The organism is Clostridium frigidicarnis, assembly GCF_900111985.1.
In the GTDB taxonomy this organism is placed as follows: Bacteria; Bacillota; Clostridia; order Clostridiales; family Clostridiaceae; genus Clostridium_Z; species Clostridium_Z frigidicarnis.
The window spans coordinates 1-16,304 of sequence record NZ_FOKI01000002.1 but is presented as its reverse complement, the minus strand read 5'-3'; the positions used below and the strand labels follow the sequence as shown (position 1 = coordinate 16,304).

Genomic DNA, 16,304 nt, shown 5'->3' with positions numbered 1-16,304 from the left:
CCTTGCATCTCCTTTAATTAAATATGGACTTTAATTTAAATACAGTTTCCTCAAAGGATGTATGTTCTGTTACCCCTTGCTTTAAAAATCCATTTATACTATCTATATAGTTGATTGCCATATCTATCTTATTATTTGTGCCTTTTGTATAAGCTCCAAGATTTATAAGATCCTCTGAGTCCTTATAAGTTGCAAGTAAATCTCTAGCAAAGGATGTTAATTTCTTATGCTCTTCTTCTGCTATTTCAGGCATAAGTCTAGATACGCTATTTAAAATATCTATAGCTGGATAATGATTTTTGTGTGCTAAAGCTCTTGAAAGAACTATATGTCCATCTAATATACCTCTAACCGCATCTGCTATTGGTTCATTAAAATCATCGCCATCAACCAATACTGTATAAAATGCTGTTATGGAACCTTTATCAGACATTCCTGATCTTTCTAATAGTCTTGGTAGCATAGCAAAAACTGATGGTGTATATCCTTTGGTTGCTGGAGGTTCTCCTATTGCTAGTCCTACCTCTCTTTGAGCCATAGCAAATCTTGTAACTGAATCCATCATAAGGATAACTTTTTTTCCCTGATCTCTAAAATATTCTGCTATGGCAGTAGCCGTAAATGCTCCTTTTATTCTTACCAGTGCTGGCCTATCTGATGTGGCACAAACTACTACAGATCTTTTAAGCCCTTCTTCACCTAAGTCTCTTTCAATAAAGTCACGTACTTCTCTACCTCTTTCTCCTATTAGACATATAATATTTATATCTGCCTCAGCATATTTTGCAATCATACCAAGGGTTGTACTCTTACCAACTCCACTACCTGCAAATATACCAATTCTTTGCCCTTCTCCACAGGTTAGAAAGCCATCAATGGCTCTTACCCCTGTAGGAAGTACATCATTAATTCTTCTTCTTTTTAAAGGATCAGGGGGGTTACTATCTAAGTTGTATACCTCCCCTAATACTTTTTCTACTCCATCCTCTAAGGGATTTCCTAAGCCATCTAAAACTTGACCTAAAAGCTCATCACTACATTGAACATTCAAAGCCCTTCCTTGGGGAACAACTCTACAGCCTGGAGCAATACCTATAAGCTCTCCAAGAGGCATTAAGATAACACTGCTCTCTTTAAATCCAACTGTTTCACACATTATTTTAGTGTTTTTATTGTTGTAAACTATACACAACTCTCCAACAAAGGACTTTATACCTTCAACTTCAACTGTAAGACCTATAACTTTTTCAACCTTGCCCTCATTGTAAGCTACTATAGATTTTCCAACTCTATCTCTAATTTTTTGAAAATCTATTTCCATCATTTAGAATAACTCCTTTTTTATATTCTCTAAGGCTACATCTATTCCAACCTTAATTTTACCGTTATTTTTCTCTATTACAGCATTTCCTTTTTCTAAAGAATTATCTTTTATAATAAATACCTCACAATTATTTAAGGCAAGCTTTTCTTTCCACAAAATAACATTCTCATTTATATGGTCTATATATTCCTCCGAGCACTTAATAATATAAGTTTTAGCCTTAGCTGATTCCTCAAGTGCATTAAATATAACTTCATCCATAGCATCATCTCTAAGGATTTCCTTATTAAGAGCTAATTGTGCAATATATAAACTTAAATCAAGTATTTCCTCTTTCTTTTCTTTAAGGTAATTTTCATATTGTGCTTTTGCACTTAATAAAATGTTATTTGCATTCTCTATAATAGAACCTGCTTCCTCTTTAGCTTTTTCTATATTCTTATCATATGCTTCTTTATATCCATCATCATATCCGCTTGTTTTGCCTTCTTCATACCCCATATTATAAGCTTCGTTATAAGCATCACTTCTTATAGTTTCCACTTCTTCATATGTTTTTCTTAACAATTCATCTCTATCTCTTTTAGCTTTTTCTATAATTATTTGACCTAGAGGATCAAATCTTAAAGGGTCATCAATAGTATCCTCTTTTTCTTTTTCATCCTCTAATGTCTCTATTTTTTTAGGTTTAACCTCATAAGTTGTAGTTATTATTTTTCTTCCAGATTTTTCAGCACTACTATCTTTTATGATATTACTATAAAACGATGGCATCTTCTCCACCTCTTGAAAGTACTATTTCTCCTGCATCTTCTAATCTTCTTATTACACCAACAATTTTTTGCTGAGCTTTTTCAACATCAACAAGTCTAACTGGTCCTAAGAATTCCATATCTTCTTTCAATGCAGCAGCACCTCTCTTAGATTGGTTCTTGAATATAGTATTGGCAACTTCTTCTGAGCAACCTTTTAAAGCAAGTGCTAAATCCTTCGGATCTATTTCTCTTAAAACTCTTTGGATTGACATACTGTCTAAAGTTACTATATCCTCGAATACGAACATAGACTCCTTTATTCTTTCTGCCAATTCCATATCTTCTCTTTCTAGTCCTTCTGTTATATTCTTTTCTGTTGTTCTGTCTACTTGGTTTAATATACCTACTAAAGTATCAACTCCACCAATAACTGTAACATCAGATCTAATAACAGAAGATAACTTAGAATCAAGTACCTTTTCTATTTCTTTCACAACCATAGGGGAAGTGTTTTTCATACTTGCAACTCTAAAAGCTACATCACTTTGAAGTTCCTCTGGTAATGATGACAATACCTGTCCCGCTTTATCTGCTTGTAAATAACATAATATTAATGCTATTGTTTGAGGATGCTCATTGGCAATTACATTCATAAGCTGATGAGCATCTGCTTTTCTGGCTATAGCAAATGGTCTATACTGTTGAGTTACTTCAACTATCTTATCTAAGATTTCCTTAGCTCTTTGAGGTCCAAGGGCTTTTCCTAAAAGACTCTTAGCATAATCCATTCCACCTTCCATTAGGTAGTCTTTAGCTTTATTCATCTCTATGAACTCTTCCAAAACTTCTTGTCTTTGTTGTTGGCTTACATGAGTCATATTGGCTATTTCATAAGTTATCTTTTGAATTTCTGCCTCAGGAAGTTTTTTTATAATATTAGCAGATACTTCTGGTCCTAATGTTATAAATAAAATCGCTGATTTTTGAACTCCTGTCAACTTTTCTGATTCCTTAGACATTTCCATCACCTCTCATCCTCTGCAAGCCATGCTTTAACTACTTCTGCCAACTGTTCTGGTTTTTCCTTAGCATATCGCTTAAGTTCATTTTCAACATGGTTTTTCTCATTATTTCCCTCAAAATCTATTGGACTTAACTTAACTTCTTCTTTAGGATTCACATTATCACCTATAACAACATTTAAGTTGTTTCCCTCAAAGTCTTCTTCCTCCTCATCATCCTCATCTTCTTCATCTCTTCTACGTTTAATTATAAATAATACTATTCCACCTATAACTAAAATAGCAGCTACCGTACCTAATCCTATTTTCTTATAAAGACTGGTCTTTTCTTCTTGAGCTTTAGCTTTTTCCATTTCGTCTATAGCTTTATTTGCTGCATCCTTTTGAGCTGGATCAAATGTCATCCCTATAACACTTATTTGATCTCCTCTTTGTTCATTGAACCCTATTGCAGCTGAAACTGCATTCTTTACATTATCTTCTGATCTAGAATCTAAGTTTCCATCCACTATAACTGAAGCTGATATTCTTTTAATTGCTCCTGGCGCACTTATTACTTTTGTTTCTGATTTTCCAACTTCATAATTTGTTTTCTTATCTTCTTTTGTAGAAGTTGCATTTCCTTTATTATTGTTATCAATGCTATTTGTCATATTATTATCTACTGGACTTTGGGCTGCATTTCCGCCATTTTCATTAGATGTTTCTTTTGATGTAGATTCACTTACCACTGCAGTATTAGGATCTACAATAACATCAGTTTTTTCTTTAGCATCAAAATCTAAATCTGATTTTATTTTTACTTTAACCTTATCCTTACCTAGAACAGGCTCTAACATTTCTAAAACAGCCTTTTCCAATTTTGAATCGAAATCCGTTTCAAAATTCTTTTGTTTTTCTAATGATGACGATGAAAATTCATCCTTATCATCAAATAAATCTCTACTTAAAAGATTCATCTTATCATCTATTACTTCTATACTTTCTTTTGGTGTATTTGATGTCGCTCCCGAAACAAGTGAAACTATTGATTTAACCTGTTCTTTTTCAAGATTAGTTCCTGGTTTTAATTGTAAATACACTGATGCTTTTCCTGGTTTACTTTCCTTTACAAAAGCTGATTCTTCTGCTGGGGTTAAATGCACTCTTGTATTTTCTACTTGAGGGAAACTTTTTATAGTTCTCTCTATCTCCCCCTGAAGTACTCTTTGCTTTTTAACCTTGAACTCATCATCTGTCATTCCAAAAGAACTACCACTATCCATAAGTTCATATCCCTTACTTCCGCTAGTAATATCTGTAGCAAGCTCTAATCTAAGCTCGTCTACTTTTTCTTTAGGAACATATATAGAACTACCTTTTACTTTAGTCTCAACTTTTTTATCACTTAGCTTTTCTGTAACAACCTTTGCATCATTAGGATCTAAATTCGAGAAAAGCACACCATACTTGTTGTTTTGTAAGTATACACCTAGAAATATTAATGCAAGTATTATCCCTGCTATCAAAACAATAATTCCTATCCTCATCAATTTAGAGAGAGAAAGGAATTTTTCTTTAATTTTTCTAAAGCCCTCTTTAAGCTTTTCCATCTAAAGCACTCCTATTCTATAACTGCATTCTACTTATTTCTTGATATGCTTCAACAAGTTTATTTCTCACTTGAACAGCTAACTGTAGGGAAAGTTTTGCTTCCTCACCAGCTACCATTACATTATGTACATCTATATCTTCGCCTTTTATGAATCTTTCAGTAATATCTTCTGAAGCTATTTGACTTTCATTAACTTTATCTAATTCACCCTTCAAAACATTTCCAAAGGTATTATTTGAAGATGTTTCAATTTTATTCTCTTGTCCAACAGACATTTTTGTAAAAATTTCATTATTGGGTACAAATCCGTTTATCTTCATTTTCATCCTCCTATCTACCTATTTCTAGTGCTTTAGAATACATGCCCTTCATTGCATTTAAAGCATCTACATTTGCTTCGTATGACCTAGTTGCTGCTATCATATCAGCCATTTCATTTAATAAATTTACATTTGGCATGGTAACATATCCTTCTTCATTAGCATCTGGATGAGAAGGATTATAAACAGTTCTTAATGGTGATTTATCTTCTTCTATCTTAACTGCCTTTACCCCTAGTAAATCTTCACCTAACTTTTTATCATTACCTAGAGCCTTGTCCAAGTTTTCTTGAAACACAGCAATTTTTCTTACATAAGGTTTGCCATCTTCTCCTCTAGTAGTTTCAGCATTAACCATGTTAGATGTTATTGTGTCCATTCTTAATCTTTCAGCTGAAAGACCGCTTGCACTTATTCTCATAGCCCTAAAAGCATCCATATTATCTACCTCCTCCAGTTACTACGTACCTTGATGAGTTTAACCTGTTGTTATAACTTGTTATTAAGGTGTTATACAACAAAGTATTTGCTGCTTGATTAACCTTTTCCATATCTATGTCAACATTGTTTCCATCACTTCTCATGCTTGATGAATTATCTTGTTGAACTTTTACTCCATCTTGAAAATCTCCACCATCTAAATGTTTATTATTTGTTTTCTTTAGTGATAAGTCTTTATCTTCATCTTTTAAAGTTTCTTCAAAAACAACATCAAATCTTTTATATTCCTTAGTATTAACATTTGATATATTATTTGAAATAATTTTTCCTCTTACAGATGCAGCATTTAAATCTTGTTTTAAAAGATCATATACTTTTTGATCTATTGATGAATTTCCATCTACCCTCACACCATCAACTCCTTGTATTAATATGTTGAAAACATCAAAAATGTGTAGATTTTTATGTTAATTTTATTGAAACTCATGTTAATATATTAAAGTTTATGTTCAAATATACAACTAAAACTCCTGATTAGATAATATTTACTAATTTAAATACCATTATAAAGTAATTGACATGTTTTTTCTAGTATTTTTTAAATATTAATTACATTTACATTTAACTTTTCATTAAAACCCTCTAAACCCTTGTTTTCACCTAATTACATACTTTAGAAATAATTTTTTTTTGGAATTTTGTCGTAATTTCAAAGCTCAACTATATCTATATTAATACATATTTCATTAACATTGTGATTTTAACCTTCGTTTTAACAATTTTTTAATGTATAAGTAAATAAATTACATATATATGTACTATATTTCTATTTTAAATATAATACATATTATTATACAAAATTAAAAATCAACCTTATTTTTTTATTTAAGATTAATTTAATATTTATTTAAGGTTTACTTAAGTTATAATTAACATTAAATTAATTTTATTAACATTTTATTTTTATATGTTAACATTTTATTTTTTTTCATTAATAAGTTTAATATGAATTAAACTTGCTAAATAATAATTGAATAATTTTACTTTAAATACTTTTTATTTAATTAAGTATAGGCTATAATATTGCTTAATATCTTACTATTAATAATCTTATATAAACTTATTTATCTCTTTATGTAATCACTTATTCTACATAATTTTATATAAATTCATATACTTCTTTATATTTTGTGTTTTTACTCAAAACTCAATCACTATTATACCATAATATGAAATAATTGTATTTTAAACAAAAAACTCAAAAGTATTCTTACTTTTGAGTTTTTTTCTTATTTAAGATTTTCTAATATTCTGAGAACATCTTGAGGAAAGTTATTTGTTTGACGCATTATAGAAAGACTTGAATCTACTAATATATTGTATTTAGCTAAATCCATCATTTCTAATGCTACATCTGCATCTGCAACAGAACTTTGAGCACCTTCCAAAGTAACTCCCATTTCCCCCGTTATATCATATGCAGTTTCTAATCTATTACATACTGCACCATACTTTGTTCTTACATCTGTAACAGTTTTTATTGAAGAATTTACTATACTAAGTGCTTTATCTATATCTTTATTTGTTATATCTATGCTTTCAAGACTCTCCCCTGTACCATTTTTTAAGTTTGCTGGATCAAGATTATATGCTGGAAGTTTTATAACATCACCACTATTAGCTCCTGCTAACATTTCAGTAATCTTAGGTCTAGAATTATCTGTAACCTCATCATTTCCTATAAGTTGAACCCCATTAAAATCGCTACCTTTAATTATATCTTTCATTCCATCAACCATTTGATTAATTTCATTTTGTATTGCTCCTAATTCTTCTTTACCAGTAGCTCCTCCTGCTTGTACAGTTAACTCTCTAATTCTATTTAAATACTCATTCATGCTTGATAATGACCCATCTACACTTTGCATCATAGAAACACCATCTTGGACATTTTTTTGAGCCATTTGAAGTCCTCTTATTTGTATCTGCATAGTTTCAGATTTTGCCATTGCATTAGGGTTATCTTTAGCTTTATTAATTCTAGACCCTGTATTTATTCTATTCATCACTAACGATTGCTTATTTAAGCTATTAGTATATGTTTTATATGCATTCATTGATGCCATATTATGATATAATCTCATTTCATCACACTCCTTTTCCATCCATTAAATTATATGAATATTACTCTTCCGCTCCTTAGAAAATATAATAAGTTAAAATAGATTATTAAAACATTTAAGCTCATATAAATCTCTAAGAATAGTTGAACTGTTTTTCATAACTACTTAATAGATTTTAAATACACCTATATATATTCTTCGTAGGTTTTAAGATTTTCTTAACATAAAAAGGACCTCTAAAATCTAGAAATCCTTTTTCATTTTCTATTTGTATCTTCCGTCCCCTACAACAATTTAAAATGCATTCATTAAATGAATATTTAAGAATAGCATATATTGTTGTATTAAATATTATCCTTATCTAAAGCATTTATTTAAATTTTGTAATATAAGAAAAAGCCGGAGAGATATATCCCCGACTTCTATATAATCTAATTTACTATCTTAATAATTGAAGTACTCCTTGTGGTTGTTGATTAGCTTGAGAAAGCATTGCTTGTGCAGCTTGTTGAAGTATGTTATTCTTTGAGAAACTCATCATTTCTTTTGCCATATCAACGTCTCTTACTCTTGATTCTGCTGCTTGTAAGTTTTCTGATGATGTGCTTAAGTTGTTTATAGTATGCTCTAATCTATTTTGATAAGCACCAAGCTTTGATCTTTCAGTTGATACTTTATCTATAGCACTTTGTATAGTTGTAACTGTTGCATCAGCTTTTTTAGCATCGCTTACATCTATAGCATTAACTCCTAAAGCTTCCGCTCTCATATCTCCTATTGATAATGCTATGTTTTGTCCTTCATTAGCACCTATTTGTAGGTTTGCTCCAACATTATCAACTTTCACAGTATTTTTAGCTGCTAATCCAGCAGCATCCTTCTCAACTTCTATCTTCAATCCTTCAGCATCTCCTGCTTGAGAACCTAAAGTTACAGTATTACCTTTTCCTGTATAAACTGTGCCATCTTTAGTCTTAACTGTAGCATCTTTACCTGCGGTTGCTGCTACATCTGCACCATCAAATTTTATAGATAATTTAGCATCTGAACCTACAGCTTTAGAAGTTGCAACTAACTTCTTAGATGTTCCATCTTCTGATAATGTAACATCTGATCCAGCTTCTTTAAGCTTCTTATTTAAATCATCTACTGTATCACCTGTTGCTAATTTTATTTTTACACCATTTATCTCTAATTCTTTACCATTATCAGCTGCAGCAACTTGGTTAGTTCCAAGAGCTGTTCCAAATTCAGCTGACTTAGATTCTGTAGCTTTTGTAACATCAGTTATTTCTAATTCTGTACCAACTTTAGTTTTATCAGAACTTCCAGTAATTTTAATTACATCTTTAAGAGTATCTCCTAATGTAGCTTTAACATCAGAATCACCATTTAATAATTTCTTAGTATTAAATTCTGTAGTGTTTCCTATTCTATCAATTTCGTTTCTTAATTGGTCCATTTCCTTTTGGATTTGGCCCCTATCTGCAGTATTGTTTGTATCATTTGATGCTTGAACTGCTAATTCTCTCATTCTTTGAAGAATTGAATGAGTTTCGTTTAATCCACCTTCTGCTGTTTGTATCATTGATATACCATCTTGAGAGTTTCTTGATGCTTGATCTAATCCTCTTATTTGACCTCTCATCTTTTCAGATATAGCAAGACCTGCAGCATCATCTCCAGCTCTGTTGATTCTTAATCCTGAAGATAATTTCTCCATTGATTTTCCTGCATTTCCTACGTTCATACCCATATTTCTATGAGCGTTCATTGCGTTCATATTGTGATTAATTATCATAATAAAAATCCTCCTTGAGTTTTTCTCCACATCCTTGTGGTATATTTTTTATTTTTTGTTGATTATCTAATGTTAATATCATATAAAAATATAGTAACTTTATATTTTTATAAAATTTTTAATCAACTAATTATTTTATCGTGTTAAAAGTCTTATACTTTATAGTTTTTATATTTTTTTATAATAAAATACTATTAAGATAGCCAACAATAATTTTATCGTATAAACAAAAGTATTCTTTAGTAAAAATTTAAACTTTTTTATTGAATATACTATTAAAATTACCATTATTATATGCTTTATTTGCTGTTTTTTGTTTTCTTATTTTAAAAAGTTCTTCTTTAAAATATTGTTTTTTTTCTTCCATTACAATCTTAAGCTTTTTTTCTAGTGGAACTATATTATCGCTGAATTCTTTTTTATATACTTTCAAATCATATTTCTTTAACTCTTCTATTATTTCTTGCCTTTTGTTAAACATTTCATCTATAACATCAAGATTTTCTTCTTCTACTGCTTCTAATATTTTTTCTGTTTCTTCTTTATATATATTTAAAAGGATCTTTGGATTTGACATTACATGCCTCCAAATTGTTGAGAAAGTGCTGATTGCTGTGAATTAAATTTATTCATAGCTTGTTCTAACCTTGAAAATTTTACATAAAAGGCTTGTTCTCTTACTTGTAAATCTTTTTCCATTTCTTTTATTTTATCATTCCTTTTAGTAATAGCTTTGCTTAGCTCATCATCACCAGTTGCTCCATAAACACCTGCTTTTTCAGAAAGTGTAGATTGATATTTCATACAAGCATCCCGAGTTTTATCTTTTAGTTTAGCAAATACTCCCTTAGAAACCATAACTGGCTTACCTTTACTATCTACTATAGGTTCTCCATTATGTTTTGTTGCTTGAATTTGTTCTGTTGAAATAAGCATATTGATAACATCTTCACCATCATTTTCAAGAGCCTTAGCTAATTTATCTTTATCTATGTCTAGGCAATTTGGCTTAGTAGTATCTTCACTTAAACTTATGCCTATTTTGTTTAATTCTTTACCCATTCCAGTATATGAATCAAATACACCTCTCATATCTCCCAATATAGAATTTAGAAGCATATCTCCTTTTAGCAATCCAGTTTTTCCCTTTTCTTCCCATCTCTTAATTTCATCTTCAGACATATCTTTTTTTTGTTCATCTGTAAGAGGAAGATACTCTCCCATTTTATTCTTTTTTGTTGTAACTTTTGAATACATATCACTAACAAGTTTATTATAATCATCAATAAATCCTGTTATTTTATCTACTGCACCCGAAACATCATTTTTAACTGTAAAGGTTGTTTCCCCAATATCATTAAAATTAAAGGTTATATTATCTTTTGTGAATATATTTTTTTCACTTGTTTGCTTAATTGGTTTGTTACTTCCAGGTAAGATAATTTCAAACTCAGCATCATGTCCATTTATTTCATTAAATTTTTGACTCTCTACTTTTACTCCAGAATCACTAAAAGATATTGCCTTATCTCCTTGAACTTCAAGAGCTATTTTTCCACCAGCAAGTGATACGGATCTTTCAGTTGTTTTATTGATTTTTAAAGCTAGTGATTCTAGTGTGTCAGTATCTTGTATAGTTATTTTTTCATCACCTATTTGAAGTTCTTTACCAAAAAGTGGCTTTAACGATGTATCTTTTGTTATAGCATTTCTTGCATCTAACTTTTCTTCGTCATTTACCTTAAGTTTACCATCTTCAAAGTTAACAGTTGCTCCTTCATCTGTTAATTTTTTTTCAAGGCTTTCAATTGTATCCTCTTCTTCGATAACAACCTCTTTTTCAACTTCGTTTCCATCAGTATCTTTACCCTTAAACTTTATAGTATTTCCTTTTAATGAAGATAAACTCAACTCTTTATTTTTAGCTAATATTTCAGTAAAGTCTAAATCACCTTTTGTAAGAGTAGTCCCACCAATTCCAAAAACAGCTTTCCCATCTATTTTTATATTATCTAATCCTTTTACTTGCAAACTGCTATTATTCCCTGTTTTGGTGTTTTCTATAGTTAATCCTCCAGTAAATTCACTATAGCTTGCTTTTATATCTGAATCCTTTAAAGATCCATTTATTGTATTCATCATCTCTTCCACAGTAGAACCTTGTTTTATAACTACTTCTTTATCTTTTCCATTAATATTAAATGTTAGTGTTACATCTGAATCTAAGTCTAATTTAGTATTAATTCCATCTTTTAAATTAATCTCTGACTTAACACTTGCAGTGGTAGCTAATTTATCTATATTAACTTTATACGTTCCAGATTTAGCTCCCGATAATCCTGATACATTTAAAATACTTGAATCCTTTGACTCCGCCTTTGTAGAAGATAAATTGCTTGTTGAAAGCAAATAATCCTTTGATAAAACATCAAAGTACTTATTGTACATCCCCCTCATATCTTTTGTTACATCTCTATATAAATCCTGTTTCCACTTTATTAAATCCCTTTGTTGCTTTTGCTTGTCTACCTTTACATTATATGGTTTCATCATATCTTTAACCATAGTATCTACATCTATTCCACTAAATCCATTTATTCTCATATACCTATCCTCCTATTTATTTTTTAGAAAGTTTATATGCTTCATTCCAAGTATCTCTTACATCCTCTATAAGAGGTAATACTTCATCCATTATCTCAACACTTTTTTTAAGATTTGCCTCAACAAGTCTAGAATTTATGAATTCATAAACTCTAAATATTTGCTCTGACCATTGCCCATTACTTCTATCTAGTGTAGCCATGAGTTCTATAAATATATCTTGAGTTCTAATTATGCTTTCATGAGCTTTCTTTATATCTTTATCAGCTATGGCTTGTCTGCTTATTTTAGCAAACTTAACTGCTCCATCGACGAGCATTAAAAGAAGTTGATCTTTTGATGCATAATTTACACTATTATTCTTATATGCATTGAAACCTTTATTTCCATACATCATTTTCTATAAACCCTCCAATTATTATGCCTTTTTATCAATGAGTACCCCCACCATTTCACACATCTTTGCTACCATGTCTAAGATTTTTTTTGGAGGTACTTCCATAAGAACCTCATGAGTTTCTTTATTAGTTATTTTTATAATTATAGAATTTCTAAACTTCTCATGAGTATTATATTCAACCTTTATATTTTCATCATCCCAAAACTTATTTAGCTTATTCATTGCTTTATCTAGATCTTCTTTTTTTAATTCATTATCTTTTAATCCTAATGCTTCATTATCATCCTTAGTGTTTGAGTAACTTACTACTTTCTCAACATTGTTTGACATTTCTTGTCTTCCTTGACCAAGTTTTGTAACTTCCATGTTAAACACCTCTTATTAAAAGATTTTTAGATATGTTTTAGCAGGGATAAATCCATATTACTAGCTTTTTTATTTTCTTCTTCTATGGCTCTTAATAATTCTTTTCTTAATATTTGTATGTTTCTTGGTGCATCTATAGCAAGTTTTACAGTACCATCCTCTGCCTTAACCACAGTAATCTCTATATCATCACCTATACGAATGCTTTCACCTTTTTTTCTTGAAATAACTAGCATTTTATCACTCCTTAACTAGGGGTTCCTTTATTTTATATTTTTCACTCTCTAATACTATTTGTTCCCCTAAGGACTTATTTATATTTATTATTATAGGTGCTCTTAAGTTTGTGGTTATTTTCTTAACTTCATTATTAATAGTTATTGTATTTAATACCATAACTTCATTTGTATCTTCTATTTTTACATTTTTTATAACCTTATTATTAAGTTTAAATTCATATTCTTTAAAAAAATCAAATGGATTTATTACTATAAATCCTATTGAAGTGTCTTCTATTGAATGAAGCACCTTAAACGCGGCATTATCCTTTAAATCAAATAAAATAAATTTATTTAAATCACTAAACCCAAGAATGGATTTTTTAAATACTATGATATCATTTTCTTCATATTCTATAGTTCCATGTATTTTACTTTCTAATATCATTTTACTCCACCCCTACCTTAAATAATCCATAAGAGATGGTTGAAGAACTCTAGCTGAAGTTTGAAGTGATGCAACGTAAACTGTCTGCATTGTTGCAAACTCCATTTGTTTTTCTACAAAATCTATATCTTCAGTTTTAGATAATATATCAGTTAAATTAAAGTTTTCTTCTGTATTTTGTTCCTTTGCTGCATCCATTCTATTTTGTTTTGCTCCCACCTCTGATCTAATTTTCAAAACATTATCCATAGCTTTTGTTATATCATCTAAATTTTCGCCAGTAAGCTTAGATACCCCATCAGGGTCATTCAAATTCTTAGTTATATCATTAAGCAAATCCATTAAATTACTATTAGTTCCTTTGCTATCTTTAAACTCAAATATGTCCCTTGACGTAACATTATACTCTATTGTAACTCCTTGAGATATCTCTGTAGCTAGATCCTGAGATATATGCATATATTCTTCTTTATACTTATCTGGATCATTAGGAGGCTCTACAACCTCTGGTTCCCCTCCTGATATTTCTAACTTGCCCTCTGATGTCTTCTTTAATAGTTTACCTTCACTATTCAAATAATTTCCATCCTTCGTAGCGTATACAATATGATTACGTCCATCTGTATCCTCAACTGCAGCCATAGGTTTCGAGGTTCCTTTAGTGCCTCCAAACACATATTTCCCATCAAAATTTGTGTTTAAAACTTGACCAAGCTCCCCAATTTTCTCATTAATTTCATCACATATAGCTTTTCTTTCATCTGTTCCATATCCACCATTACCAGCTGAAACCATAAGCTCTCTTATTCTTTGAAGAGTGTTTGTTGTTTGATTTAATGCTGTATCAGTTGTATCAAGCCAGTTTATTGTGTCTTTTATATTTTCATTGTATTGCTTATTGGCTAGTATATCCCCGTGAAGCTGCATACTTCTCGCAACCTTAAATGGATTATCAGATGGTCTTCTTATCTCTTTACCTGATGTAAGCTGATTTTCAAGTGTTTGCATTGTTTCAAGGTTATTTCTCATATCTCTTAAAAAATTGCTTGAAAGCATGCTGTTAGTAACTCTCATAATCTATACCTCCTATTTTTTTAGTCCGTTTATTACAACGTCTAAAAGTTCATCTACTGTTGAAATTACTTTTGCATTTGCACTATAGGCATGTTGAAATTGTATTAAGTTTGCCATTTCCTCATCAAGTGAAACCCCTGAAACTGATAGTCTTGACTCATCATATCCTGCCAAAAGATCTAATTGATTTTTTGTTGTTCTTTTAGCTTCTTGACATTGAACTCCAAGTTTATTTACTGTGTCTTTAAAATACCCATCAAGTTTCATTCCTTTAGTATTTGATTCTATTCCACCTTCTGAAGTTAACGTTATAAACTTATCTCTTGTCATGTCCTTATCCATATCTTGTATTAGTAACATTGCATCTCTTATTTGAGCAATAAGCAATGCTTTGCTTCCGTCGCTTTCTCCAGCCCCATCTTTTCCTACTTTTATTTTCATTGGATCATCAGAAATTTCACAATTCAGCTCTAAGTTTCCCGAAGTTATATTTTTCTCCATATTTTCATTTTCTGTCTTAGTTAATTCTTTTATTGCCTTTTTTTTCTCATCCTCATCTAAACTATTATCATTTTTTATCTTTTTCAATTTTTCATTAAATTCTTTACTCACAAAATAAGGAAGTTCATCTTCTGAAGATTTATTTGTTCCACTATGAACTGAGTTTATTGCCATAGCTAATGCTTTTGCCAAATTATCTAACTGATCTCTGTATACCTTAACATCATCTTTTATAGATGCTAGTCCCTTTAAGTCTCCACTAGTAGGAGCAAAAATCACGGGCTCTCCACCATCTTTAATAAGATTTCCATCCTTGTCCACTGGATTTCCATCCTTATCTGCCATAAGTATTCTAGAATCACCTAATTTTTTAGCATCATCCTTAGACATCTTCATATTTATAGTTTTGGGTTTACTAGAATCACCTAATTCATAATAAGTTACATTGTATGTTCCATCTGGTGTACCATCAGGCTTGAGATTAGGCTCTATAGAATTAACATATGATAATCTATTAAAATCTTTATCATCTGTATCTTGGATAAATGTAAAATCACCATACTCTGAATCATTAGCTCCCACTGTTACTGTATTAAGTTGCTCTCTATCTATATCTATATTGAACTTTTTACTAAGCTCGTCCAACAGTGAATCTCTTCTATCCATTAAATCATTTGGAGTCTTCCCCGATACTGTTACTGCTCTTATCTCTTTATTTAATTGATTAACCTGATTAAATATATTATTTATTTCAAATACACTATCTTTTATTAATCCTTCAGCATTTTTACTTACCTTATCAAGCTGATTACTTGCATGATTTAAAGCATTTGATAATGCTTTACTTTGTTCTACAAGAACATTTCTTGAAATACTTGGATTTTTCGAAACTTCTTGCCATGCATCAAAAAATTTTCCCATCAAATCTGATATTCCTGAGTCTGAAGGCTCATTAAAAATCCCTTCAACCTCAGTTAAAAATTTATATCTTTGTTCATACTTCCCATAAGTGCTACTCTCACTTCTAAACTGATAGTCTAAAAATGTATCTCTTATTCTACTTATTGACGAAACTTCTGCCCCTGTTCCAAGTTGTCCAGGTTCAAAAGCCCCCTGCATAGATGGCATTCCAAAAGGTCTTGTTGTTGTTATATTTGCCCTTTGTCTACTATAACCTGGTGTGTTTGCATTGGCAATATTATGAGAAGTAACATCTATACATCTTTGTTGAACAGATATTCCTCTCTTTGCCACATTAAAAGTACTGAATAATCCTGACATTTTTTCACATCCTTATCTTTTTATTTTTCCAT

17 protein-coding genes are annotated in these 16,304 nt (G+C 30.4%); all 17 read right to left on the bottom strand.

The features are described 5' to 3' along the window. Positions 1-13 precede the first annotated feature (13 nt). The 17 genes from fliI to flgK all read right to left on the bottom strand — a co-directional run bounded on the left by fliI (position 14) and on the right by flgK (position 16,272). On the bottom strand, positions 14-1,324 hold the full coding sequence (fliI, locus tag BM119_RS01170) for a flagellar protein export ATPase FliI (RefSeq protein WP_090038035.1): 1,311 nt from the start codon (positions 1,322-1,324) through the stop codon (positions 14-16). After that, positions 1,325-2,098, bottom strand: a complete 774-nt coding sequence (locus tag BM119_RS01165) for a FliH/SctL family protein (RefSeq protein WP_090038033.1) — start codon at positions 2,096-2,098, stop codon at positions 1,325-1,327. After that, on the bottom strand, positions 2,082-3,098 hold the full coding sequence (fliG, locus tag BM119_RS01160; protein ID WP_090038469.1) for a flagellar motor switch protein FliG: 1,017 nt from the start codon (positions 3,096-3,098) through the stop codon (positions 2,082-2,084). Before fliG ends, BM119_RS01165 begins: the two co-directional genes overlap by 17 nt. Before the next feature lie 5 nt (positions 3,099-3,103). Continuing rightward, a complete protein-coding gene (gene fliF / locus BM119_RS01155) occupies positions 3,104-4,693 on the bottom strand; it encodes a flagellar basal-body MS-ring/collar protein FliF (RefSeq protein WP_090038030.1) in 1,590 nt (529 codons plus the stop codon). A gap of 16 nt (positions 4,694-4,709) precedes the next feature. Beyond that, complete coding sequence (gene fliE / locus BM119_RS01150; protein WP_090038027.1) at positions 4,710-5,015, bottom strand: flagellar hook-basal body complex protein FliE; 306 nt, start codon at positions 5,013-5,015, stop codon at positions 4,710-4,712. Positions 5,016-5,025: 10 nt separating this feature from the next. Beyond that, on the bottom strand, positions 5,026-5,454 hold the full coding sequence (flgC, locus tag BM119_RS01145) for a flagellar basal body rod protein FlgC (protein ID WP_090038025.1): 429 nt from the start codon (positions 5,452-5,454) through the stop codon (positions 5,026-5,028). 1 nt (position 5,455) lies between these two features. Then, positions 5,456-5,866, bottom strand: coding sequence for a flagellar basal body rod protein FlgB (gene flgB, locus BM119_RS01140; RefSeq protein ID WP_090038022.1), 411 nt, complete (start codon positions 5,864-5,866; stop codon positions 5,456-5,458). An 879-nt stretch (positions 5,867-6,745) separates the two neighbouring features. Beyond that, positions 6,746-7,600 (bottom strand): flagellin N-terminal helical domain-containing protein, encoded by an 855-nt coding sequence (locus BM119_RS01135; protein WP_177199280.1) that lies wholly within the window; start codon positions 7,598-7,600, stop codon positions 6,746-6,748. Between the two features lie 418 nt (positions 7,601-8,018). Continuing rightward, positions 8,019-9,380, bottom strand: coding sequence for a flagellin N-terminal helical domain-containing protein (locus tag BM119_RS01130; RefSeq protein WP_090038017.1), 1,362 nt, complete (start codon positions 9,378-9,380; stop codon positions 8,019-8,021). Between the two features lie 250 nt (positions 9,381-9,630). Beyond that, a complete protein-coding gene (locus BM119_RS01125; RefSeq protein ID WP_090038014.1) occupies positions 9,631-9,957 on the bottom strand; it encodes a flagellar protein FliT in 327 nt (108 codons plus the stop codon). Next, positions 9,957-11,984 (bottom strand): flagellar filament capping protein FliD, encoded by a 2,028-nt coding sequence (gene fliD / locus BM119_RS01120; RefSeq protein WP_090038012.1) that lies wholly within the window; start codon positions 11,982-11,984, stop codon positions 9,957-9,959. The genes BM119_RS01125 and fliD overlap by 1 nt, the downstream gene beginning before the upstream one ends. A 16-nt stretch (positions 11,985-12,000) precedes the next feature. Beyond that, positions 12,001-12,378 (bottom strand): flagellar export chaperone FliS, encoded by a 378-nt coding sequence (fliS, locus tag BM119_RS01115; RefSeq protein ID WP_090038468.1) that lies wholly within the window; start codon positions 12,376-12,378, stop codon positions 12,001-12,003. A gap of 24 nt (positions 12,379-12,402) precedes the next feature. Then, positions 12,403-12,750, bottom strand: coding sequence for a flagellar protein FlaG (locus tag BM119_RS01110; RefSeq protein ID WP_090038009.1), 348 nt, complete (start codon positions 12,748-12,750; stop codon positions 12,403-12,405). 26 nt (positions 12,751-12,776) lie between these two features. Further along, on the bottom strand, positions 12,777-12,986 hold the full coding sequence (gene csrA / locus BM119_RS01105; protein ID WP_090038006.1) for a carbon storage regulator CsrA: 210 nt from the start codon (positions 12,984-12,986) through the stop codon (positions 12,777-12,779). Positions 12,987-12,990: 4 nt separating this feature from the next. Then, positions 12,991-13,416: a flagellar assembly protein FliW gene (fliW, locus tag BM119_RS01100; protein WP_090038004.1), complete on the bottom strand. Its 426-nt coding sequence runs from the start codon at positions 13,414-13,416 to the stop codon at positions 12,991-12,993. Positions 13,417-13,428: 12 nt separating this feature from the next. Next, the gene (flgL, locus tag BM119_RS01095) at positions 13,429-14,490 is read right to left on the bottom strand and encodes a flagellar hook-associated protein FlgL (RefSeq protein ID WP_090038001.1); all 1,062 of its coding nucleotides are present in this window, start codon (positions 14,488-14,490) and stop codon (positions 13,429-13,431) included. A 12-nt stretch (positions 14,491-14,502) separates the two neighbouring features. Then, positions 14,503-16,272, bottom strand: a complete 1,770-nt coding sequence (gene flgK / locus BM119_RS01090) for a flagellar hook-associated protein FlgK (RefSeq protein ID WP_090037999.1) — start codon at positions 16,270-16,272, stop codon at positions 14,503-14,505. Positions 16,273-16,304: the final 32 nt, after the last annotated feature.

Bases quoted from the DNA above. Each gene is read 5' to 3' on its own strand.
- fliI (WP_090038035.1), bottom strand. From the start codon at position 1,324: ATGATGGAAATAGATTTTCAAAAAATTAGAGATAGAGTTGGAAAATCT.
- BM119_RS01165 (WP_090038033.1), bottom strand. From the start codon at position 2,098: ATGCCATCGTTTTATAGTAATATCATAAAAGATAGTAGTGCTGAAAAA.
- fliG (WP_090038469.1), bottom strand. From the start codon at position 3,098: ATGTCTAAGGAATCAGAAAAGTTGACAGGAGTTCAAAAATCAGCGATT.
- fliF (WP_090038030.1), bottom strand. From the start codon at position 4,693: ATGGAAAAGCTTAAAGAGGGCTTTAGAAAAATTAAAGAAAAATTCCTT.
- fliE (WP_090038027.1), bottom strand. From the start codon at position 5,015: ATGAAGATAAACGGATTTGTACCCAATAATGAAATTTTTACAAAAATG.
- flgC (WP_090038025.1), bottom strand. From the start codon at position 5,454: ATGGATGCTTTTAGGGCTATGAGAATAAGTGCAAGCGGTCTTTCAGCT.
- BM119_RS01135 (WP_177199280.1), bottom strand. From the start codon at position 7,600: ATGAGATTATATCATAATATGGCATCAATGAATGCATATAAAACATAT.
- BM119_RS01130 (WP_090038017.1), bottom strand. From the start codon at position 9,380: ATGATAATTAATCACAATATGAACGCAATGAACGCTCATAGAAATATG.
- BM119_RS01125 (WP_090038014.1), bottom strand. From the start codon at position 9,957: ATGTCAAATCCAAAGATCCTTTTAAATATATATAAAGAAGAAACAGAA.
- fliD (WP_090038012.1), bottom strand. From the start codon at position 11,984: ATGAGAATAAATGGATTTAGTGGAATAGATGTAGATACTATGGTTAAA.
- fliS (WP_090038468.1), bottom strand. From the start codon at position 12,378: ATGTATGGAAATAAAGGTTTCAATGCATATAAGAATAATAGTGTAAAT.
- BM119_RS01110 (WP_090038009.1), bottom strand. From the start codon at position 12,750: ATGGAAGTTACAAAACTTGGTCAAGGAAGACAAGAAATGTCAAACAAT.
- csrA (WP_090038006.1), bottom strand. From the start codon at position 12,986: ATGCTAGTTATTTCAAGAAAAAAAGGTGAAAGCATTCGTATAGGTGAT.
- fliW (WP_090038004.1), bottom strand. From the start codon at position 13,416: ATGATATTAGAAAGTAAAATACATGGAACTATAGAATATGAAGAAAAT.
- flgL (WP_090038001.1), bottom strand. From the start codon at position 14,490: ATGAGAGTTACTAACAGCATGCTTTCAAGCAATTTTTTAAGAGATATG.
- flgK (WP_090037999.1), bottom strand. From the start codon at position 16,272: ATGTCAGGATTATTCAGTACTTTTAATGTGGCAAAGAGAGGAATATCT.